At 70.2% G+C, this 20,992-nt stretch carries 24 protein-coding genes and 1 pseudogene; 10 read left to right on the forward strand and 15 right to left on the reverse strand.

Annotation, left to right across the window (positions count from 1 at the left end; genetic code table 11):
* Positions 1-278: pseudogene (locus tag ABZS61_RS19565) on the forward strand (esterase); the annotation flags it as partial.
* 402 nt (positions 279-680) lie between these two features.
* On the opposite strand, the gene ABZS61_RS19570 reads toward ABZS61_RS19565, so the two are convergent.
* The gene (locus tag ABZS61_RS19570; RefSeq protein WP_356422340.1) at positions 681-2,030 is read right to left on the reverse strand and encodes a hypothetical protein; all 1,350 of its coding nucleotides are present in this window, start codon (positions 2,028-2,030) and stop codon (positions 681-683) included.
* A 125-nt stretch (positions 2,031-2,155) separates the two neighbouring features.
* Between ABZS61_RS19570 and ABZS61_RS19575 the strand changes: the two genes are divergently transcribed.
* Positions 2,156-2,545: a DUF6415 family natural product biosynthesis protein gene (locus ABZS61_RS19575; RefSeq protein WP_356422343.1), complete on the forward strand. Its 390-nt coding sequence runs from the start codon at positions 2,156-2,158 to the stop codon at positions 2,543-2,545.
* A gap of 228 nt (positions 2,546-2,773) precedes the next feature.
* On the opposite strand, the gene ABZS61_RS19580 is transcribed toward ABZS61_RS19575, so the two are convergent.
* Positions 2,774-3,325, reverse strand: coding sequence for a hypothetical protein (locus ABZS61_RS19580; RefSeq protein ID WP_356422346.1), 552 nt, complete (start codon positions 3,323-3,325; stop codon positions 2,774-2,776).
* A 181-nt stretch (positions 3,326-3,506) separates the two neighbouring features.
* On the opposite strand from ABZS61_RS19580, the gene ABZS61_RS19585 reads away from it, so the two are divergent.
* From ABZS61_RS19585 to ABZS61_RS19605, 5 genes are all read left to right on the forward strand, one after another.
* A complete protein-coding gene (locus ABZS61_RS19585) occupies positions 3,507-4,229 on the forward strand; it encodes a VanZ family protein (protein WP_356422349.1) in 723 nt (240 codons plus the stop codon).
* A 68-nt stretch (positions 4,230-4,297) separates the two neighbouring features.
* The gene (locus ABZS61_RS19590; RefSeq protein WP_356422352.1) at positions 4,298-4,993 is read left to right on the forward strand and encodes a response regulator transcription factor; all 696 of its coding nucleotides are present in this window, start codon (positions 4,298-4,300) and stop codon (positions 4,991-4,993) included.
* A complete protein-coding gene (locus tag ABZS61_RS19595; RefSeq protein ID WP_356422355.1) occupies positions 4,986-6,125 on the forward strand; it encodes a HAMP domain-containing sensor histidine kinase in 1,140 nt (379 codons plus the stop codon). The genes ABZS61_RS19590 and ABZS61_RS19595 overlap by 8 nt, the downstream gene beginning before the upstream one ends.
* Positions 6,126-6,436: 311 nt before the next feature.
* A complete protein-coding gene (locus ABZS61_RS19600; protein ID WP_356422358.1) occupies positions 6,437-7,462 on the forward strand; it encodes an NlpC/P60 family protein in 1,026 nt (341 codons plus the stop codon).
* A gap of 372 nt (positions 7,463-7,834) precedes the next feature.
* Complete coding sequence (locus ABZS61_RS19605; RefSeq protein WP_356422362.1) at positions 7,835-8,890, forward strand: MarR family transcriptional regulator; 1,056 nt, start codon at positions 7,835-7,837, stop codon at positions 8,888-8,890.
* A gap of 16 nt (positions 8,891-8,906) precedes the next feature.
* Here ABZS61_RS19605 and ABZS61_RS19610 read toward each other — a convergent pair whose 3' ends face one another.
* The 6 genes from ABZS61_RS19610 to ABZS61_RS19635 form a co-directional block, all read right to left on the reverse strand.
* Positions 8,907-10,118 (reverse strand): serine/threonine-protein kinase, encoded by a 1,212-nt coding sequence (locus tag ABZS61_RS19610; RefSeq protein ID WP_356422365.1) that lies wholly within the window; start codon positions 10,116-10,118, stop codon positions 8,907-8,909.
* Positions 10,119-10,263: 145 nt separating this feature from the next.
* A complete protein-coding gene (locus ABZS61_RS19615; RefSeq protein WP_356422368.1) occupies positions 10,264-11,133 on the reverse strand; it encodes an AraC family transcriptional regulator in 870 nt (289 codons plus the stop codon).
* A 188-nt stretch (positions 11,134-11,321) separates the two neighbouring features.
* Positions 11,322-11,801, reverse strand: coding sequence for a hypothetical protein (locus ABZS61_RS19620; RefSeq protein ID WP_356422371.1), 480 nt, complete (start codon positions 11,799-11,801; stop codon positions 11,322-11,324).
* 10 nt (positions 11,802-11,811) lie between these two features.
* Positions 11,812-12,180 (reverse strand): metalloregulator ArsR/SmtB family transcription factor, encoded by a 369-nt coding sequence (locus ABZS61_RS19625; protein ID WP_356422374.1) that lies wholly within the window; start codon positions 12,178-12,180, stop codon positions 11,812-11,814.
* Positions 12,177-12,623 carry an SRPBCC domain-containing protein gene (locus ABZS61_RS19630; protein WP_356422377.1) on the reverse strand — a complete coding sequence of 149 codons (447 nt, stop codon included), beginning with the start codon at positions 12,621-12,623 and terminating at the stop codon, positions 12,177-12,179. Before ABZS61_RS19630 ends, ABZS61_RS19625 begins: the two co-directional genes overlap by 4 nt.
* A gap of 101 nt (positions 12,624-12,724) precedes the next feature.
* Positions 12,725-13,168 carry a DUF1772 domain-containing protein gene (locus ABZS61_RS19635; protein ID WP_356422380.1) on the reverse strand — a complete coding sequence of 148 codons (444 nt, stop codon included), beginning with the start codon at positions 13,166-13,168 and terminating at the stop codon, positions 12,725-12,727.
* Positions 13,169-13,258: 90 nt separating this feature from the next.
* On the opposite strand from ABZS61_RS19635, the gene ABZS61_RS19640 reads away from it, so the two are divergent.
* Complete coding sequence (locus tag ABZS61_RS19640) at positions 13,259-13,837, forward strand: TetR/AcrR family transcriptional regulator (protein ID WP_356422382.1); 579 nt, start codon at positions 13,259-13,261, stop codon at positions 13,835-13,837.
* 63 nt (positions 13,838-13,900) lie between these two features.
* Here ABZS61_RS19640 and ABZS61_RS19645 read toward each other — a convergent pair whose 3' ends face one another.
* The 7 genes from ABZS61_RS19645 to ABZS61_RS19675 all read right to left on the reverse strand — a co-directional run bounded on the left by ABZS61_RS19645 (position 13,901) and on the right by ABZS61_RS19675 (position 18,727).
* Positions 13,901-14,503, reverse strand: coding sequence for a hypothetical protein (locus ABZS61_RS19645; protein WP_356422385.1), 603 nt, complete (start codon positions 14,501-14,503; stop codon positions 13,901-13,903).
* A gap of 95 nt (positions 14,504-14,598) precedes the next feature.
* Entirely contained in the window at positions 14,599-15,888 is a 1,290-nt protein-coding gene (locus ABZS61_RS19650) for a DUF6596 domain-containing protein (RefSeq protein WP_356422388.1), read from the reverse strand.
* Positions 15,889-15,893: 5 nt separating this feature from the next.
* Positions 15,894-16,244, reverse strand: a complete 351-nt coding sequence (locus tag ABZS61_RS19655; protein ID WP_351181475.1) for a YciI family protein — start codon at positions 16,242-16,244, stop codon at positions 15,894-15,896.
* A gap of 191 nt (positions 16,245-16,435) precedes the next feature.
* A complete protein-coding gene (locus ABZS61_RS19660; RefSeq protein ID WP_356422392.1) occupies positions 16,436-17,041 on the reverse strand; it encodes a GNAT family N-acetyltransferase in 606 nt (201 codons plus the stop codon).
* Between the two features lie 90 nt (positions 17,042-17,131).
* A complete protein-coding gene (locus ABZS61_RS19665) occupies positions 17,132-17,257 on the reverse strand; it encodes a hypothetical protein (protein WP_356422395.1) in 126 nt (41 codons plus the stop codon).
* A 92-nt stretch (positions 17,258-17,349) separates the two neighbouring features.
* On the reverse strand, positions 17,350-18,171 hold the full coding sequence (locus ABZS61_RS19670; protein WP_356422398.1) for an SGNH/GDSL hydrolase family protein: 822 nt from the start codon (positions 18,169-18,171) through the stop codon (positions 17,350-17,352).
* The gene (locus ABZS61_RS19675) at positions 18,158-18,727 is read right to left on the reverse strand and encodes a PadR family transcriptional regulator (protein WP_356422401.1); all 570 of its coding nucleotides are present in this window, start codon (positions 18,725-18,727) and stop codon (positions 18,158-18,160) included. The genes ABZS61_RS19670 and ABZS61_RS19675 overlap by 14 nt, the downstream gene beginning before the upstream one ends.
* Before the next feature lie 126 nt (positions 18,728-18,853).
* Here ABZS61_RS19675 and ABZS61_RS19680 point away from each other — a divergent pair, with 126 nt between their 5' ends.
* Entirely contained in the window at positions 18,854-19,450 is a 597-nt protein-coding gene (locus ABZS61_RS19680; RefSeq protein ID WP_356422404.1) for an isochorismatase family protein, read from the forward strand.
* Between the two features lie 198 nt (positions 19,451-19,648).
* Entirely contained in the window at positions 19,649-20,992 is a 1,344-nt protein-coding gene (locus ABZS61_RS19685; RefSeq protein ID WP_356422406.1) for an SGNH/GDSL hydrolase family protein, read from the forward strand.

The following is a 20,992-nucleotide window of genomic DNA, read 5'->3' on the forward strand; positions in this document are numbered from 1 at the left end:
CCGACGGCAAGTACGTCTCCCTCGCCTTCACGTTCACCAGCAACGGCACCGCGTTCAACAACCCCACCACCTCCTGGACCAGCTCGGGCTCCTTCACCTGGAACGTGAGCCTGCTGACCTCCGGTGACTACAACAAGGACGGCAAGGACGACCTCGGCGTTCTCTACGAAGGCAGCACCACCGCCGACGGCCGCCGTCTCGACTCCCTGTTCACGTTCACCAGCACCGGCACCAATCTCACCGGACCCGTCAAGCACTGGACCGGCAGCGTCGTCTAACTCCTAGCAGCACGAGTCTGGCCCGGGCCCGCTGCGGGTCCGGGCCGGATTCGACGCGTCCGACGAAGAGGTCCGCTTCTCGTGCAGGCCGTGCGCGAGATGACGCCGTCCGCAACGACGGCGGCTGTACCCAGCAGTACGGGGCGCCGCGCGTGCATCAGCACTTCATGCATGCTCGGCCACGGCGTCGTACCAGTAGCACGGCCTGAAACGCCTCGAAGAACGCTTCCCGCGGCCTTCGTCAGAACAGTCTTCTCCGGGCTACCGCCGTGAGGCCGACGCACTTTCCAATCGATGGACGGACCAGCCCAGATCGGCCCGCCTTCGGGCCAGGGCAGTTAAGCCAAATCTGCGCTTCGCCCTAACCTCACGAGGGTGAGCCTCGCACTCTTTCGCACGCCACTACCCTTTCAGCGCAGCGACCTGCCGGGCACGCTCACCGAGGTCTCTCACCGTTCGGACTTTCCGGTACGGAGCGAGTCGTTTCCGCATCGTGTCGAAGTGATCGTCACCTCGGGCGGTCGCCATTCCCTCGTAGTCGTCGAGGAAAGTGCTCCAGGTGGAGCAGGCCTCTTCGATGTGCCCCAGCTCGTACTGTCGTAGCGCCATCACCGCATGGGCGTGCAACCGGCCTTGGCGCTCTTGTCTCGGCTGAGAACGGATCGAGGTCTTCAGGGCCGCAATCGATCCTGGGAGGTCCTTCGTCTCGTAGAGGACGTGGCCGACGTGGAACTGGTACGCCGTCTGGTCGTACCCCCCGATGGACTCCCGTCGGGAATCCGCCTGCGAGAGGGCCGCCTCCGCCTCCCCCAGCCGTGCGAAAGCCTGCTTCCGGTCACCCACCATGGCTGCCGCGTGTGCTTGTTGACCGCGAAGGAAGGCAACCAACCTCGGGCCCGCCTTCGGCGCAGCTTCGGCCGCGGAGTCCGCCAGCCTCAAGGCTGTCTGGCCATGGCGCAGGCTCGTCGCTTGCAGGCTCATTCCGCGCAGCGTCCGGCAGTACGTCACGTGGTCATCGGCTTCCGTGGCGAGCTTCAACGCCTTGACGTAGTAGCGCTGTCCGAGGCCGTGCTGCCGCTCGTACATCGCCATCCAGCCGGTCAGGTACGTCAGGTCCGACGCTGCGGACAGCATGTCCCTCTTGACTGACTCAGTGGCCTGGGCGCGGAGATACGGAGCGACAGTGTTGACGAGGAAAGCCGCAGCCATGGGCCGTGCGTGTCCACCACCCAGCTCGTCGAGGATGTCCGCAATGCGATCAGTCATGGTTCGCACGGTCGCCACTTCGGCTGTTCCGATACGGCCGGTGGGTTTTGTGGCGCGTTCCCGCTCCTCCGCGTGCGCCTCACCGGCGAAGAGGGGTACAGCAAGGGCTGCCGAATACATTCCGGCGGCGAGGACACCGCGTCGCGAGGGGTCCATGTCGGCTCTCCCCAGGTCCAGGAGCGACTCGACCGTGTCCTCTCCTTTTGTGGTCTCGCCGTTCTTCGGCTGCAGCAGGCCCGCCTCGGCGTGCGTCAACGGACGGCCGATCCTGCGCTCGAGAACTTCAAGGATGATCCGCCTGACCCGTTCCCTCGGCTGGGTCCCGCTCAGCCAATGGGAGACAGCCGAGTGGTCGTACTTGAGAGTCATGCCGAGCTGAGCACCCACGCGATTCACAGCGTTGGCGAGCTGCGTACGTGACCATTGCGCCTGCTCAAGCAGGCTCTCAAGTCCCGTATTGCGTTCGCCCTGAGGTTCCTTGGCCATTGCCAACTCCCGGAGAATTCACGGCTTTCACGGTCAGGCCTCCCACTCACGGTACCCGGACATGCACCTCCCGCAGTTAGCTCTTCACACACCGCAATCAAAAGTGGACAAGGCAGGAGTACGTGATGACCGCCGTGACAGAGAGCCATGGGCCCGGCCGGGACCCCGTCGTCGGGTCTGATGCCTCACCGCTCGATCTGGAGGGGATCAGTGACTCCGTGGACGAGGCACTGGCCATCACGCTGTGCATGCCCGCTCGGGAGGACATCGACCGTTTGGCCGGCCGTTTGCGCGGTGCACTGAACCTGTTTCTCACCGAGGACCCTGCGTTTGCCTGGGCACCAGAGGGACAGATGCACCGGACCGCCCATCGCTTGTTGGAGTTGAACGCCCGCCCCGATGCCGAGACACCTCAGTTCACCGCCTTCGAGTACGTACGTGACCTCGCCCGCCTGACCAAACGCTTCGTCGCTCTCTATCGAGAGAGTCATCCTGCGGAGGAGCCCAATGACTAACCAGACTCGCAAGAAGGCACCACTACCCGTCCGGGAGCCCGGCGCAGCATTGCGACATTTCCTGCGCATCAACACCGCTGTCCGTCGAGTTCCTGCTCCGGGAACGGACGCCTCCGGTCTACCGATCTCGCACCCGGCCCGCGGATGCGATCGACGCGAAGCGCGGTCGTGGTGATCCGTCGCCCACAAGGTCCCTCCCCGCGGCGGTGAATCGGCGGTGCGCGGGATCTAGAGCCGCTTCAGGTTCCGGTCCAGGATCGCCCTGAGTCGGTCCACGTCCGTGGGGTCCTCCGCGCCCCGCTTGGGCGTCACCGTGATTCCGGCCGCGCGCTCACCACCCAGCAGGACGAAGAGCCCGGGGGTCTCGAGGTACTCCCGGTACACCGCCCAGTCGGTGGTGAAGGACATCCGCTCGCCCGTGGTGGCCGCGCCGCGGTCGTCTGCCACCATGCGGCACTCCCCGTAGGGCTCCATGACGCTGAACATTCGACGTGCCGTGGTGCGGAACCCTCGTACGGTGCCCCAGGACGCAACTCCCACGCAGAACACCAGCGAGACGATCCATACGGGCATCGAGGTCTCGCGGAACGTGGGGAACACGAGCATTGCGGCAGTGGCCACCAGCGGTGCCATCAGCGCCTGGGCGCGGCCTGCCGGTGTCCGGCGCGCGCGTGCGCGGAGCGCCTCCTCGAAGTCCGCGGCCGTGGGCCGGTAGACGAACTCCGCGATCGCGCCGCGGTCCGTGTCCTGCTGTGAAAGGTCCCCACCCGTGATGTCCATGAGCGGGATCTTATGAGGTGCCCTGTCGGTGGTATGCCGGTGGTGGCGTCGGGCAGGGCACGGGTGGGGTGATCTCGCCGCCGGCTTGGTTCACTTCCCCGGTTCGGGAGGCTGCGTGTATCGCGGGCATATCGAAAATCGCATACGCCCTGGCAACAGGCCTCAGCCTTCAATGGCTGACATGGTCCACAACGCACCCCTGTCAGTACCGCCCCGCCGCACCCGCAGGATCGTGTTCCTCAGCCTGGCGGTCCTCGGCGTGGCGAGCGCATTGTTCGTGTTTCGGGGGATGCTGTTCATGGCCGCTCCGAGGTGCGTGGCCGGGCGGTGGCACGGCTGCTGGGACACGTTCAACGGTGTGGTGCTGATGACCCTGGTCACGCTGCCGTTGGCCCTGCTGGTGGTGTGGGTTCTGGCGCGCCTTCGGCGTGCCGCCGGCGCCACGTCGGCGTGGCGGAGGTCGGTGGCCGAGGTGGGCATGGTCCACGGGACGGTGCCGTTCCTCTGGCTCACCATGATGCCGGGCGGCGGAGCCGGCGTCGTCCCCGCCCGGGTGAGCCTGGTGCCGCTGCGGGACCTGGTCACGATGGGGACGCTCGGGATCGTCGGCAACCTGCTGGTCTTCGCGTCGCTGGGGTTCTTCGCCCCGATACGGTTCGCGGTACTGGCGTCCCTGCCGCGGATCCTGGCCCTCGGGGCGGGCTGTTCGCTCCTGGTCGAGACCGCGCAGTACGTGCTGGACCTGGACCGGGTGTCCTCCGTGGACGACGTACTGGTCAACGCCGTCGGCGCCGTACTGGCCGCGCTGGCGTCGCGCCGCTGGTGGTGTACCAGGGAGGAAGCGCCGTCGGACCGGCCTCACCCCGAGCCGGAGCCGGAGCCGGTGTCGGTGCCGGCGGGCTGAGTCGTGGGGCCGGTGGGCGCGCGACTTCGCGTACGTCGACGGCATGGTCTGCTGCTTAGGCTTCGGGCATGCGCGTACTGATCGTGGAGGACGAGCCCTACCTGGCCGAAGCCGTCCGTGACGGCCTGCGGCTGGAGGCGATCGCCGCCGACATCGCCGGTGACGGCGACTCCGCCCTGGAGCTCCTCAGGGTCAACTCCTACGACCTCGCGATCCTCGACCGCGATATCCCCGGCCCCTCCGGTGACGAGGTCGCGCGGCGCATCGTCGCGTCCGGCAGCGGCATCCCGATCCTCATGCTCACCGCTGCCGACCGGATCGACGACAAGGCATCGGGGTTCGCACTCGGCGCGGACGACTACCTCACCAAACCGTTCGAGCTGCGGGAGCTGGTGATGCGGCTGCGGGCGCTCGACCGCAGACGCGCGTACGCCCGGCCCCCGGTCCGCGAGATCGCGGGCCTGCGGCTCGATCCCTTCCGCCGGGAGGTCTTCCGCGACGGCCGTTACGTCGCGCTCACCCGCAAACAGTTCGCCGTGCTGGAAGTCCTCGTCGCCGCCGAGGGCGGGGTCGTCAGCGCCGAGGAGCTGCTGGAACGGGCCTGGGACGAGAACGCCGACCCTCTCACCAACGCCGTGCGCATCACCGTCTCCGCACTGCGCAAACGGCTCGGCGAACCATGGGTCATCGCCACGGTGCCCGGCGTCGGCTACCGCATCGACGTCCAGCCGGTGGCCGGACACGCAGGAGGAGACCGTGGATAGAACGCCCGGTCCGAGTGTTCGCCTCAAACTCACCCTCAGCTACGCCGCGTTCCTCATGATCGCCGGCGCCCTGCTGCTCGGCGCGGTGTGGCTGTTCCTCCTGCGTTACGTACCCGAGCAGGCGCTCATCGTCCCTGGTTCCACCGGCAACCCCACCAGTGGGGTCTTTCCCGTCCGGTCCAACCTCCTGCGCGTCTTCGCCCCGAGGGCGGCCGCGGTCCTGGTGTTCCTGCTGGTGCTCGGCCTCCTGGGGGGATGGATCCTCGCCGGCCGGATGCTCGCGCCCCTCACACAGATCACGGATGCGGCACGGAGGGCCGGGAAAGGGACGCTGTCCCACCGGATCCGCTTGAAGGGCCGCCAGGACGAGTTCCGGGAGCTCTCCGACGTGTTCGACTCGATGCTCGAGCAACTCGAGTCCCACGTGGCCGAGCAGCAGAGGTTCGCCGCGAACGCGTCCCACGAACTGCGCACCCCGCTGGCGATCTCACGGACACTCCTCGATGTCGCCCGCAAGGACCCCACGCGGGAACGGGACGAACTCATCGAACGCCTGCACGCGGTCAATGCGCGGGCGATCGACCTCACCGAGGCCCTCCTGCTGCTCGGGCGCGGCGACCGCGGGAACTTCGCACGCGAGAGCGTCGACCTCTCCCTCATCGCCGAGGAAGCCGCGGAGACGGTGCTCCCCCTCGCCGAACAGCGCCGGATCACCCTCGACGTCCCCGGCGGGGTGGCCCGGACCAGCGGTTCCGCGGAGCTGTTGCTGCGGATGGTGACGAACCTCGTCCAGAACGCCATCGTCCACAACCTCCCCGAAGACGGCACCGTCCCCGCCGACAACCTTCCCGTCGGCACCGTGACCGTCCACACCGGAACGCACGGCGACACGAGCGTGCTGCGGGTCGAGAACACGGGCCGTCCGATCCCACCGGAGCTGGTACCGACCCTCACCGAACCCTTCCAGCGCGGAACGGAACGCGTACGCGCCGACGAGCACGCCGGGGTGGGCCTCGGTCTGGCCATCGTGCAGAGCATCGTCCGCGCCCATGACGGGACCCTCGAACTCGTCCCCCGCCCGGCGGGCGGTCTCCTCGTCACGGTCCGGCTTCCCGGTACGCACGGTCCGTAGGCTCTGGGCAGGCGGCAGTACGCGATCAGCGATCAGCGAGATTACGGGGCCTCTCGCCTCTCCGAACGGACCGTCAGGTCCACGTTACGCACCGTGGAATGTGGGTAAAGGATGTTCCTCCTGTGTCGATTTTCGACCGTTGCTGATTGAACTGAGCACAAGATGTTCATAGGGTCGAGCCTCGGGTCTTCGCACGATTGATCACCCATCCGGGGTGGCAGTGAAGGCACCGTCGAGTCCGTGACGTGCACGGAGCCGGGGATTCACCGCCCCACAGCCCGGTACGGCTCGAGGAGGAAGGAGTCGCCTTCGTGGCGTCCCACCGTCGTCCCAAACAGCCGAGCCGCACCCGCGTGACCGTGCTCACCGCGACCGCCGCCGCTGCCGTCGCACTGACCTCGCAGGCAGCCCACGCCGACCCCAAGCCGACCAAGAGCGAGGTCAAGGCGAAGGTCGACAAGCTCTACCACGAGGCCGAGGCCGCCACCGAGAAGTACAACGGGGCCAAGGAGAAGCAGGACAAGCTCAAGAAGCAGGTCGACGCGATCCAGGACAAGGTCGCCCGCGAGCAGGCCGACCTCAACTCCCTGCGCCGCGAACTCGGTTCGATCGCCACCGCGCAGTACCGGTCCGGCGGAATCGACCCCTCGGTCCAGCTCTTCCTCGCGTCGGACCCGGACAGCTTCCTCGACCAGGCCTCCGCACTGGACCAGCTGACGGCCAAGCAGACCGAGTCGCTCCAGAAGATCAAGGCCAAGCAGCGGACCCTCGCGCAGCAGCGCAAGGAGGCCCAGGAGAAGCTCGGCACCCTCGCCGACGTACGCGAGGCCCTCGGCAAGAACAAGCAGAAGTTCCAGAGCAAGCTCGCCGAGGCCCAGCGTCTGCTGAACACCCTGACGGCCGCCGATCGCGCCAAGATGGCCGAGGGTGAGCAGCGCGCCAGCCGCGCCGCCGGCGACCGGGTCGAGCTCGGCAACGAGGTTCCCGCGTCCGCCCTCGGCGCCGCCGCCCTCCGGGCCGCCGACACACGCGTGGGGATGCCGTACGTCCGCACCGCCACGGGCCCCAACTCGTTCGACTGCTCGGGTCTGACCCAGTGGGCCTACGCCCAGGCCGGTGTCGAGATCACCCGCACCACGTTCACCCAGATCAACAGGGGCACCCACATCGCGCGCAGCCAGCTGAAGCCTGGCGACCTGGTCTTCTTCAGCAACACCTCGCACGTGGGCCTCTACGCGGGCAACAACACCGTGCTGCACGCCCCCTACCCGGGCGCCTACGTCCGCTACGAATCGATGAACACCGTCGGCAGTTACCAGGCCGCCGTGCGCATCTGATCCCCGTACCGATCCGGGCGGACCCGGTCCGACGCCCGGGTCCCGAAACTTGGGATCCGAGCGTCGGACCGGGTCCGTTCGCTCTTTCGAGGGTACGGAGAGGGGTCCCGGCCCGGCGCTCGAGCTTCGGGATCCGGGGGTCGGGATGCGAGGCCCGGGATTCGAGCGGTGCCTTTCACCCGGTGGGTAAAAGAAGGTTGGGAAGAACCTCCCCACCCTCCCCGACCCGTCACGGCCAGCAAGTATGACTAATCGTGACCGACTTGCGGCGGAGTGTCGCGCCTGCTTACGGTTCCCACAACTGAACGACCCCGACGCGGTGTTGGAAGCACCAGGCCGGGGTCTCACCCCAAGATCGAAAAGAGCGATCTCGTGGCTACCGAGCAGCCTAGCTCCGCCGTGCGCGCGCCCGCACGCCCCTCCCGCCCGTACCGGAAAGCCCACCGCGGCTACGGCAAGCGCTCCGCGCCCGGCCAACGCCCGTCCGGTGCCGCCGATTTCGCGCTGCTGCCGGAGCGGGAGCGGTACATCGCCGGATACGTCGACCTCCTGCCCGACGGTGCGGCCATGGACATCAAGTCGCTCGCCAAGGACCTTCCCCTGTACGGGCAGATGGCCATCGGCACCGCCCTGCGCGCCCTGGGCATCGCCGGGCATCTGCGCCACGTGCGGTGCAGGGTCGAGGCGCTCGGGCAGAGCCGCTGGGTCACCCTCACCTTCTGGTCGCGCACCGCCCGGGACAACGAATGGTGGGCCGCCCACCTCGACGCCGAAAGCGGCCGGGCAGCCGGGACGACGGCCGCCGCCGCCACGCCCCCGGTCGCCACCGAACCGGCCGCCGCCACCACTCCCCCGGTCGCCACCGACGCGGAATCGGTCGCCACCGAACCGGTCGACGCGGCTGAGCCCGTGGTCGCCGTCTCCGTACCGCAGCAACGGAATCCGGACCCGGCGCCGGACAGCGGCCCCTCCCCCGCGTACCTCGCCCTGGCCCGACTGGGCCGCACCGAACCCCGGCTCGCGCTCTCCGCCTCCGACTGCGGCGCCCTGGAAGACCTGGCCGCAGCCTGGTTCGTACGCGGCGTGAGCGCCGACTACCTCGCCCAGGCACTCGTCTCCGGGCTCCCGGACCGGATCGGCTCCCCCGTCGGATTCGTACGCCGCCGGCTCCTCGACAAGATCCCGGCCCGCCTTCCCGACACCGCACCCGCATCCGCACCCGCACCGGGCACCCCGGCACGCCGCCTGCTGGTCGAGTGCACCGAATGCGGCCGCCCGGGGCCCGCCGAGTCGCTGCCCGACGGTCTCTGCCGCCCCTGCCGCACACCCGCCCCGGCAGACCGGAAAGCCCCGGCCGGGCTGCCCACCGAACGCGACGTCCGCAGTTACGTCGACGTACTGCGCGGCAAGCACCGCATGCCCTCGTAACCGCCGGAAACGGGCGTCAGAGGAAGCACTCCAGGATCAGCGGCAGGTCCTCCAACCACTCCTGGAGGCGCGCCCGCCTGCGAGCGGTGATCAGGCACAGGTGGGTGGCGCCGCTGTGGAGGCGGACCGTGACCTTGAGGTTCTTGGAACCCTCGGCCGCGTACTCGACCGTGCTGATCTCGGTCCAGGTGAACTGCAGTTCGCCTGAAGCCGATTCGCACGTGACGCCCATGGCGTCGATCAGAAGGGAACTCTCCGGGGCAACCGCGACGAAGACCAGGTCGGTGTCCTCCGGAGCAGCGGCGTCGGTGGCGAGTACGGTCGGAGCCTGGTGCCACGGGACGGCGCCGAGCGGGGCATAGGACGGCGGTGCGGGTACCACCACCGGTGGTGCGGGTACCACCACCGTCGGGGAGCCACCCGCGACCGCCGGGGCCAGCAGATCCAACAACTCCCCCGGCGTGGGCCGTTGTGCCGGATCCTTGGCCAGACACGACGCCAGGACCGGTCGCAGGCCCTCCGGCACCGCGGTCAGATCCGGCGGCGCGTGCACGGACCGGTACATCAGGCCCATCGGCGTACCCGCCCCGAACGCGCTGCCGCCCGCCGCCGCGACGAGCACGGCACCCAGAGCGAACACATCGGCGGCGCCGCCGACTTCCAGCCCCTCCGCCTGTTCGGGCGCCAGGAACCCCGGCGTCCCGAAGGCCATACCGGTGGCGGTCAGGCGAGTCGACTCCAGCGCCCGCGCGATACCGAAGTCCAGGACCCGCGGGCCGTCCGCGGCCATGATGATGTTCCCGGGCTTCAGATCACGGTGCACCAGGCCGCAGCTGTGGATCGCCACCAGCGCCTCGGCGAGCGCGGCACCCAGCTGCCGAATCCGCGCCTCGCCCATCGGCCCCTCTGCCTCGAGGAGCGCGGAGAGCGTGGGCCCGGGAACGTACGCCGTGGCAAGCCAGGGCGCCGCAGCGGCCGGGTCGGCGTCCACCACCTGGGCCGTGTGGAAGCCGCCCACGCTGCGCGCGGCCGCGACCTCGGCGCGGAACCGCTCCCGGAAGTGCGGGTCGGCCGCGAGTTCCGAGCGGGCCACCTTCACGGCCACCGCCCGCCCGCCGCGCGAACGCGCCAGGTACACGGTGCCCATCCCGCCGGCCCCCAACTCCCGCTCCACGGCATACCCGCCGATGTGCTCCGGCAGGTCCGTACCGTCTGCCCCGTACCTCATGCGCTGTGTGTCCCCCTCTGTACTCCGGCGGCCCAGTATGGCGCCCGGGCACCCTCAGGTCCGCCGGATCCGCGTCGCGGTCCTGCCCAGGACGACTCGGCTCATCACGTGATGCACAAAGGTTGTCACCAGGAGGTCGACAGCGTCACGCGGGTTCGACGGGAAGCCACAGCTCACAGGTCGCAGTGCTGAAATCGTCCGCGCGCTCGAGGACCGCGACGACCGAAGGTCCCGGCCGCAGCCGCCACGGGTTGGAGGGGAACCACTCGGTCGCGGTCGCGGCCCAGGCCGTCTGCAGGGCATCCGGATGCGGTCCGCTGGTACGGAAGACCGCCCACATTCCAGCCGGTACGTCGATGGTGTCGAGCCCGTCCGGGACCGGCGTGTCCCGGCCGACAGCCACTCCGTGCAGGTAGGTCAGTTCGCTGCCCTCCCTGCCGTCGGGGTCGAGGTCGTCGCTGACCTGCAGCAGGCCCGCGGGTTCGGAGTCGCTGAGGGCCTTCAGTCGCACATGCTCCTCCTGAGGCAGCGCGGTGATGTGTTCCTGGATATGCGGGTTGACGCCCCGGTGGATGAGCGGAACTCGGGCTGCGTGTCCTACCAGCCTGAACGCGGGGCGGCCGGTGAGGCGGGTGTCCATGGGGAGAATCCCTTCGACGGTCAGGCGGAACCTGAGCTGTGGTTGTGTGCGCAAAGGGCCTCCGTCACGGCGCACATCACCGGGGCCGACACCGTGGACCGCTCGGAACGCGCGTCCGAACGCCTCACTCGAGCCGTATCCGTGCCGGACGGCGATGCCCAGCAGGTCCTCCTCACCCCGGACGACGTCGGCGGCGGCGACGGTCATACGACGCCGCCGCACGTACTCCGACAGCGGCATGCCGGCCAACGACGAGAACATCCGGCGCAGGTGGTACTCGGTCGTGCCGAGCGCCCCGGCCAACCCGTCGACGTCGAGCTCCTCCACGAGGTGCTCCTCGACAAGGTCGACGAGCTGGTTGAGTGCCGAGATCACGAGGCCTCCCTTTCGACTGCAACCCTGGCAGCAGGTACCCCGGCCGTACCCGACCGTTGCGAACCGATCCGATCAGGTTCCTTGACCGACCCGCAGCAGACACACACTCCCGCCTCAGCAGTCCATCAGCCGCGCGGAGGGGCGTGGACTCGGACTGCTCCCGACCGAACTCGCCGGAGCCGGGTCCGTCAGGGCTTCCCGAGAGCGGCGGAGAGGTCGAGGAGCTGTTGGGTGTGCCCCGGCACGTGGCTCTCGGCGAGGCCGCCGATGAGGCTCGACAGCGGGATCGGCCGGTCCAGCACCAGCGCGTCGTTCGACAGGAGGAGCGTCGGCACCGGAACGGAGACGGCCTGCTCGTCGAGCCGATCGGCGATGTCGCAGAGGACGGCGGCCTGGCTGCGGACGTGATCGATCAGATCCGCCCGGCCCGCGTGTTCGTCGACGATCCGCCGGAGGTTCCAGGTGTCGAGGGAGATCCGGTTGTCGAAGGAGGGCCGCGAGCCGGCGACGACACCGAGGGCGACCGCCGCGGTCGCGGCATCGACACTGAGGACATGGGCCAGGATCTGGTCGGCGTCCCAGCCTCCGTCGTCGGCGTCGCCGAGGTCGGGGATCGCCGCGGCATCGAGCAACCTGCCGTAGGCGCTGCGCAGTTCTGTCGTGTCCATGGGTGCCTCCTCAGTCGGGTGGTGTCGAGGGCGAATCCCGCTCGGCCGCCTCGGCGACGCGCTTGATGTCGGCGAGCCGTCGGTCCCAGTCGGTGGCGAGCGTGGCCATCCACCGTGCCGTCGCGTCCAGCGCGGCGGGCCTCACCGTGTAACGGACCTCGCGTCCGACCCGGCCGCCGGTCACCAGACCGGCGGCATCCAGAACGGCGAGGTGCTTGACCACCGCCTGCCGTGAGACGGGGAGCCCTTCGGCGAGCGTCGTCGCGGTGGCCTCGCCCTGTGCGGCGAGCAGATCGAGCAGCCTGCGTCGCGTCGGGTCGGCCAGTGCGCCGAGGACACCGTCGACGACCTCGGCCGCGCCGGGGCGTTCTTCCGTCACGTGGAGGGCTGTTCCGCGCGGGACTTGAGCGCGTCGAGCTCCAGGGGCCAGCCTCCGCTGTGGTCCTTGAGGTTCTGGGTGCGCAGCTCCTGGGTACCTGCCAGCGCGGCGAACCCGCTCTCGACGACGCGCAGCCGCGTCCGGTCGCCCTCCTGGGCCAGCGTGAACTCCACGAGGGTGCTGTTGTTCTCGCGCAGCTCCTCCCCGGGGAAGGCGCTGGTCCAGCGGTACGCCAGGTACGTCGGCGGCTCGACCTTCTCCACGCGCACCGGGAAGTCGCCGTGCTCGGGGTGCTTCGCGATCATCACTGCCCCTTCCTCGGCCACCGTGCCGGGCAGGCTCGCCTTGTCGGCCACCCAGAACCCGGGCTGGGCCACCAGGGACCAGACGCGCTCCAGGGGCGCGTCGATCAGGGTTTCGCGTTCGATCCGGTCCTCGCTCATCAGATGACTCCGTTCATCGCCGCCCGTTACTTGCAACCCCAGAGTTGCACAGCACCTATTTGGATGCAACTCAACGGTTGCACCTCGCGTCGCCCGCGGGATCAGACGAGGGCGGCGACCAGCAGGGCGAAGGCGGCGATGATGACGGCGACGCGTACGTAGTGGAAGCGGTCCCAGCGGTTCATCTGCTGCTTCCAGTCGGCGGGCCGGTTCTCAGGGGTCCACGTCTTGCCACGGTTGTTGATCGGGACGAGCAGCAGGACCGACATGATCACGCTGAGGATCAGCAGCCCGCCGGCGGTGACGACGAGTCCGGCGCCGTCGTGCCATCCGGCCACCGCCCAGACCGCGACGAGGACGAGCGAGCCGATGTACCAGACCGGCATCACGGCGCCGAGCATCCGGCCCCCGTGGGCGCGGCCGAGCTGGCCGTTGTCGCCGGGGAGTGCGTCGAGGATCCGGTTGATGACGAAGGCGACGGAGAACTCCACCCCCACCATCACGCCGACGATCACGGTGGTGAACACCTCGAGTGCGTTGAACATGATGACCCCTCTGATTTCTAGCGTTGCTAGCTGATGAGGCAACGCTAGTACTACTGATGCTTGATTGTCTAGCGGTGCTAGGATCGAGTCATGTCGGTACAGGAACGCAAGGAGCGCGAACGGGCGGCCCGCGAGCGCCTCATCGTGGCGACGGCCCGCGAACTCGCCGAGCAGCAGGGCTGGGACGCGGTCACCACCCGCCGCCTCGCCGAGCGCATCGAGTACAGCCAGCCCGTCCTCTACAGCCACTTCCGCGGCAAGCGCGAGATCATCGGCGCCGTCGCCCTCGAAGGCGCCGCCGAGATGGCCGCGGCGGTTCGGGCCGCGAGCTCCGCCGCGGACGGCCCGCGCGCCCGCGTCACCGCTCTCGCCCGCGCCTACCTCGACTTCGCCACACACAACCCGGCGGTCTACGACGCCATGTTCCAGCTCGACGGCGGCCTGACGTTCGCGGACGAGGCGACCCCGGAGCCCCTCAAGGACGCCTTCGCCGCACTGCTGGAGACCCTCGGCGAGGTCGCCGGGGACGGCATCCACCCGGGACTGTTCACCGAGGTGTTCTGGGCGTCCCTGCACGGGCTGGCGACCCTGACCCGGGCGGGACGGCTGCCCGCAGGAGACGCCGAGAGGAGAGCCGAGCTGCTGGTGGACCGGCTCGCCGTGATCTGACGTGTCGTACGGCAGAGCAGCAGGGGCTCTCGGGTACGGCTGCCGGCATGCGGGGGCGCTCCCCTAGTAGGGGCCTCCGCGAAAGAGCAGGCTGCCGCTGTGACGCGGGCGGTCGCCGCGTTCGTGGGCCGCGTCCGACCGGTCGGCGGGGGCCGAGAGACGAGCGAGGGACCGGAGGGTCACCAGGCCGGCCAGCACCTCGTCACGGCGCGCCGCGGACTTCATCCAGGCCGGGAGACGGGCGAACATCCCCATCGTCGGGGAGGCGTGACGCACGCGCAGCCGGGCGCCCACGTAGGCGGCGAGGGCGTCCACGTGCTCCTCGTCGTACGCCCACAGGACCCGTCCCGCACAGCGGGTCTGGAGCCAGAGCGGCCGCCGGAAGAAGGGGTCCTCGGTACCGCCGGGCACCGCGCCGACCAGCCCGGTGCCCCGCTCCTCGGCCGTCCACCCGGCGACCGCCCCGCAGCCGGCGCAGCTGAGGCGGCGGGGCCGGAAGAGGAGGTCGCTGAAGTACTTCGGGGCCTCCTGAACGGGCAGAGGCACGACGAGCGCGCGGCCACCGCACTTCGGGCAGACCACGAGCACCCGTCCGGTGAACCGGACGAGCCACTGACCGTGGTCGTGGTGGCGGACCGGATCCGGGCGCACGGGTTCTGAGCTCATGACGGACAGCCTGTCAGGCCCGGACCGCGTCGGCGACGGAGATACGGCGGCCCCGGGCGGGATCCGTACCCATGCCGCGGCATCCACCACGGTGTTCAGCGGCCGTCGTCCTCGATCTCGTCCAACCGCCGCCGCACGTGCGCGCGTTCGGGCTCCGTACCTGCCAGACCGAGTGCCTCCCGGTACGCTTCCGCGGCCTCCGCCCGGCGGCCGAGACGGTGCAGCAGATCGGCGCGCGCGGTCGCGTAGGGGTGATAGGCGCGCAGCCTCGGCTCGTCCGCCAGTGCGTCCAGGAGGGCCAGCCCGGCCTCGGGCCCGTCGCGCATCGCCACCGCCGCGGCCCGGTTCAGAGCGACGACCGGCGACGGGGCGAGTGCCTGCAGCACGTCGTAGAGCGCCACGATCTGCGGCCAGTCGGTGGTCGCGACGGAACCGGCCTCGTCGTGCAGTGCCGCGATGGCTGCCTGCACCCCGTACGGGCCGGGCGGGCCGCCCCCCAGTGCGGTGAGCACCAGACGGGTGCCCTCCTCGATCATCGCGGCGTCCCAACGGCCCCGGTCCTGCTCGTCGAGCAGCACGATGTCCCCGTCGGGACCTGTCCTGGCGTCACGTCGGGCATGGATCAGCAGCATCAGCGCGAGCAGCCCGGCCGTCTCCCGCTCGGCGGACAGCAGCGTGTGCAGGATCCGGGCCAGCCTGATGGCCTCCTCCGCCAGGGCGATCCGCTGCAACTGCGGGCCCGAGCAGGCCGCGTACCCCTCCGTGAAGATCGAATAGAGGACCTGGAGCACCCCCGGCAGGCGCTCCGGCAACTCGTCCGCGCCGGGCACACGGAACGGGATGCGGGCCTCACGGATCTTCTTCTTCGCCCGCACGATCCGCTGCGCCATCGTCGTCGGCGGTACGAGGAAGGCCCGCGCGACCTCGGGGGTCGTCAGACCCGCCAGGCAGCGCAGGGTCAGCGCGCTCCGGTCCTCGGCGCCGAGCGCCGGGTGGGCGCACGTGAAGAAGAGCTGCAGCCGCTCGTCGGGGAGGCCGCCGTCCACGTCGGCGGGCGGGGCGTGCCCGGCCCGGTCCGCCTCCACCTGCAGGACGGCCAGCCGGGCGGCGTACGCCTGGTCGCGGCGCAGCCGGTCGACGGCCTTGCGCCGGGCCGTCGTCAGCAGCCAGGCGCCGGGTCTGGCCGGTACGCCGTCGACCGGCCAGTGCACCAGAGCCGCCTCGATGGCGTCGGAGGTGACCTCCTCGGCCAGGTCCAGGTCACCGAAGCGACGGACGAGGGAAGCCAGCAGCCGGCCGTGCTCCTCGCGGAAGACCGACGCGACGGAGGACACCGCTGGCGGCCCGTCCTCCGGCAGCCGGGGCCCGGTGGTTCCCTCGTCCATGACTGTCAGGCCCCGAAGTCGGCGACCGGCCGCACGACGACCGACCCGCTGCCGCGCGCGCCCGGGCACCGGGCGGCCCAGTCGAGGGCCACATCGAGATCCGGTACGTCGATGACGAGGAAACCGCCCAGGACCTCACGGGTCTCGGCGAAGGGCCCGTCCGTGACGGTCCGCTCCCCGGCGGGGCCGACACGGACCGTCGTGGCGGTGACCAGGTCGGCGAGCGACTCACCGGAGACGAGGATCCCGGCGTCCTTGACCTCCTTGTCGTAGGCCATCCAGTCCTCGACCGTGCATTCGGCGGCGCCCCCGCTCTCGTCGGTCGCACCGCTGTGGATCAGCAACATGTACTTCATGGTCCGGCTCCTGTCGTGCTTTGTCATGCTCTGTCTTGCGTCCGGTACACGTTCTCCGTGTACACCATGACGACGTACGGGACCCCGGCGTATCGACACGCCCTTCCAAGATTCTTTGTCCGCCGGTCGCGCGGGGTGCGGCGAGGCCGAGCCGGGAGCCCGGTCTCTCGGACACACCGCCTCGCGCGGCGTCAGGACTCCGGGTGGGCGGGGCTCCCGCCCACCCGGAGGCGGGCGTGCAGGTGCATGTCGTGCCGGCCGTCGGGGTGGACGGCCGAGCTGCGCTTGGTGCCCTCCAGGACGAAGCCGGCCCTGGCGGCGACCCGGCAGGACGCCTCGTTACGGGTGGAGTGGTCCAGCTCCAGACGGTGGAAACCGGCCTCCCCCAGCGCCCATTCGCTCACGGCGGTGAGCGCGCCGGACGCGACACCGGTACGGCGTGCGGCCGGGAGGACCCAGTACGCGCATTCGGCGACGCCGTCCTCGAGGTTCATCCCGCGCAACGCGATGCGGCCGAGCACCTCTTTGCCGTCGCGGGTCACCGCCCAGTTGGCGGCCTTCTCCTCTGTCCAGTCCTGGCGGTAGCCGGCGAACCACTCACGGGCCTGCTCCTCGGATGCGGGGCTCCGTGTGTGCCAGCGCCGGATCTCGGGATCCCGATAGGCGTCGAGGAAGACCGGGGCGTCGGCGGTGTCCCACGGCCGCAGCACCAGGCCCGGGGCGCGGAGCACGGGATGCGGAGCGGCGACGAGAGAACCGGCGGGGATGGCGGACTGCGTGGACAGCACGTGGGTCATGGCCCCATGGTGCCCGCCGTCGTTCCCCGCGCGCTCCTCCCGTCGCCCCGGCCGGCTCGGACCGGATCACAGAGACCGGATCGGACCGGATCAGACCGGATTCCGCTCGACGGGGATCCAGAGTTCCGCGTCCGCCTCCGACGCGTCCGGCGACAGCCGGGAGGAGCGCGCGCGGCTCGTCGACGTCGGCCGGATGCTGAGCGAGCACTGGGGCATGACCGTCACGGTCGAGTCGGAGGACGAGTGCGCCCTGCGCCTGTCGCTCGCGGGTCACGCCCTGCGCCCGCGAGCACGACGGACGGACCCGACTACGAGGGCTCCAGGAGGCCCGTGTCCACCGGGGATACGGGCGGTGCGGTGCTCAGGGGCAGGAGCTCGGGGCGCTTCGCGGTGCGGCCGTCGCCGGAGGACCTGCCGCGCAGACGTCGTCCGAGCCAGGGGCCGAGGAACCCGGCCGCCCAGCGCAGTTCGGCCCGTGCGGCCTGCAGACCCGAGGGAACGGCCTGCGGCGGTAGTGGGAGCGCCCAGCTGTCGTCGCTCCCGGGCAGGCCGATGGCCCGGGCGACGGCTGCGGCGATCCGCTCGTGGCCGAGCGGGCTCGCGTGCAGCCGGTCCTCGCTCCACAGCCGCGGGTCGGTGGCGACGGGCTGCGGTGCGATGTCGACGACCGTGACGCCGTGCCGGGCCGCCGCCGCGCGGATGCGGGCGTTCATGTCGAAGACGCGGGACCTGACCGGCCGGGCGATCGGCGCGATCTTCCCGACGTCGGGAAAGGTCATCGTCACCACATGGGCCCCGGCTGCCGTGAGCGCGGCGAACATCTCCTCCAGGTGCCCCGCCACCTCCTCGGCGTCGAAACCGGGCCTGAGCAGGTCGTTGACCCCGGCGAGCACGGTGGCGAGGTCGGGGCGCAGGGCCAGCGCGGGACCCAGCTGTTCCGCGCGGACCTGGCCGGCGACACGTCCCCGTACAGCCAGATTGGCGTACTGGAGACCGGGGTTGGCGGCCGCGACGCGCGCGGCGAAGAGGTCCGCCCAGCCCCGCAGGCCGGTGGCGTCGTCGCCGTCGCCGACCCCTTCGGTCTGGCTGTCGCCCAGTGCGACGTAACGCAGGTACTCACCGCTCGGCACGGGTCGTCCGCCTCTCTCTCAGTACGTTGGCGATCCGCAGGCACCAGTCCCGGTGCCCCTCCTCGAAGGCGAGGCCGCGCAGGCACGTCAGGTACGGGCCGACCCGCTCGCCCGTACGCAGGTACTCCTCCTCGTCCAGGTCGCCGCGGAACTGCCGCAGCAGATTGCCGAGGAGCTCGATCTTCGCTTCGGCAGCGGACGCCCGCTCCTGGAGCTGTTCGATCACCGGCTCGGTGCCGATGCGGTCGGCGGCCTGGACCTTGACGAGCAGGTCGTCGCGGATGAACGACGGCTTCGACACGTCCGCGGCGAACCGCTCCAGCTCGGCGCGGCCCGCTTCGGTGACGTGGAAGAGGCGTTTGTTGGGCCGGGTCTCCTGGATCACCTGCCGGCCGGCGACCAGCCCGTCCTTCTCCAGCCTGGCCAGCTCCATGTACAGCTGCTGGGGCAGGGCGTGCCAGAAGTTCGCGACGCCGATGTCGAACGCCTTCGCCAACTGGTATCCGCTGTACTCACCGTCCAGCAGTGCTGCCAGCACGGCATGCCGCAGGGCCATCGAAGCGCTCCTTCTCCCGTTTCTGTTCCACCCTCCATCCTACTCAAAAAATTGTCTAGTCATACCTTTGAGCACAACCGGGGAAATCGCGTGGAGGCGTACGGCGCCGAACGCGAGGATGACGGGATGAGCACAGACACAACTCCCGTAGAGGCCCTGCTTGTCGTCGATGTCCAGTCGGCCTCCACCACCGGTACCGGAGCCCTGCCGGACGCCGCCGGACTCCTGGACCGGACGACGGACCTGATCGCACGGGCGCGGCGGGCCGGGGCACTCGTCGTCCATCTGCAGAACGACGGGCAGCCGGGCGCGGGCGACGAGCCCCACACACCCGGCTGGGAGCTCCACCTCCCCGTCGAGACCGGCCCCATGGAGACCGTGGTCCGCAAGACCCACGACGACGGGTTCAGGGAGACGGCACTGGGCGGCCTGCTGACCGGCGCGGGCGTGCGATCGCTCGCCGTCTGCGGGCTGATGTCCGAGATGTGCGTCCAGGCGACGGCCCGTACCGCCCTGGCGCTCGGCTACCGGGTCATCCTTCCGCACGACGCCCACGCCACACACGACATCCCGGCGGCCCCCGGAATCAGCGGGGTGATCCCGGCCGCCGTGGTCTCACGGGTTGCCGCGTGGGCGATCAGCGGGGATGCCGACGTCACGACGCAGGCCTCGGACGTCGGCTTCACGGCACCGTCCCGACCCAACTCCCATGCGGGCGCTTGACGGTGCGGGTTCCCCCGACGCACGAGAGCAACGAACGAAAACTTTCGAAGCGTTGACCGAAATCTGTCGGAGAGCTAGCCTGCCGCCTGAATCCCTGGGCGCAAGTGAGGACGCCGTCCATGTACGTGGACCGAACTCCCCGCCTGCCCCTCCTTCTTCATGCCCTGCTTCCCCCACCCGCCCAGAGGGAGCACCACCGTGAACCGAAGATCATCGATCCTCAGTCTGCTCGCCACCGCAGCGCTCGCCGCCACCGTCGCCACCCCCGCGATCGGAGCGGGGGAAGGCGGCCACGGGCCGGGCAGCTCCCCCGGGCCGACGGAACGGAACGCCCGCTGGGTGAGCACCTGGACGTCCATGCCGCAGCTGACGGAGCCGGGCAACATGCCTCCTGCGCCGTTCACCCAGGAGGGCTCCGTGCTGACGGATGCCACCCTGCGGCAGACCGTCCACGTCTCGGCCGGAGGCGAGCACATCCGGCTGCGCTTCTCCAACGCGTTCGGCGGCGCGGTGCTGCCGATCACCAAGGTGACCGTGGCCCTGCCGCGCGACGGCAAGGCCGGAACCAGTGCGGTCCAGCCGGGCACCACACACGAGGTGACCTTCCAGGGTCGCTCCTCGGTCTCGGTGCCCGCCGGTGCCCAGGCGGTCTCCGACCCGCTGGACTTCCGGCTCGAGCCGGGCTCCAACCTCACCGCGACGGCCTATCTGGCCGACGGTCAGGCCTCCACCGCGATCACCTCGCACCCCGGCTCCCGTACGACCTCCTACCTGCAGTCCGGGAACCACGTAGGCGACACGGACCTCACCGGGGCGACGCCCACCGACCACTGGTACTTCCTCAGCGGCATCGAGGTCTGGTCCAGGAACACCACCTCGGCCGCCGTCATTCTCGGAGACTCCCTGACCGACGGCCGGGGCTCCACCACCAACAAGAACGACCGCTGGCCCGACCTCCTGCACAAGCGCCTCGCGTCCGGCCCCGCCACCGCGAAAGCCGCGATCGTCAACCAGGCGGCCGGCGGCAACAGGCTGCTCAACGACGGCCTCGGCCCCAACGGCCTGGCCCGCCTGGACCGCGACGTCCTGGCACAGAGCGGCGTCGACTGGCTGCTCGTCTTCGAGGGCGTCAACGACATCGGCACGGCCGCGGCGACACCGGCCGCGCAGAAGCAGGTCGCGGCCGACGTCATGGCCGCGTACGAGCAGATCATCACCCGGGCCCACACCCAGGGCATCCGCGTGTACGGGGCGACACTCACCCCCATCGGCGCCAACACCGGGTACGACGACCCCGACGGCTACCGCGAGGAGGCACGACAGACCGTCAACACCTGGATCCGCACCAGCGGCCGCTTCGACAGCGTGCTCGACTTCGACCGGGCCGTGCGCGACCCGCTCGCCCCCACCCGGCTCCAGGCGTCGTTCGACACCGGCGACCACCTCCACCTCAACCCCGCGGGCTACCGGGCGCTGGCCGACGCGATCCCGGCCCGGCTGTTCCAACAGGCTCCGCTCCCCCGGGGCTTCGGCTACAACTGA

This window comes from Streptomyces sp. NPDC005566 (genome assembly GCF_040605575.1).
Classification (GTDB): domain Bacteria; phylum Actinomycetota; class Actinomycetes; order Streptomycetales; family Streptomycetaceae; genus Streptomyces.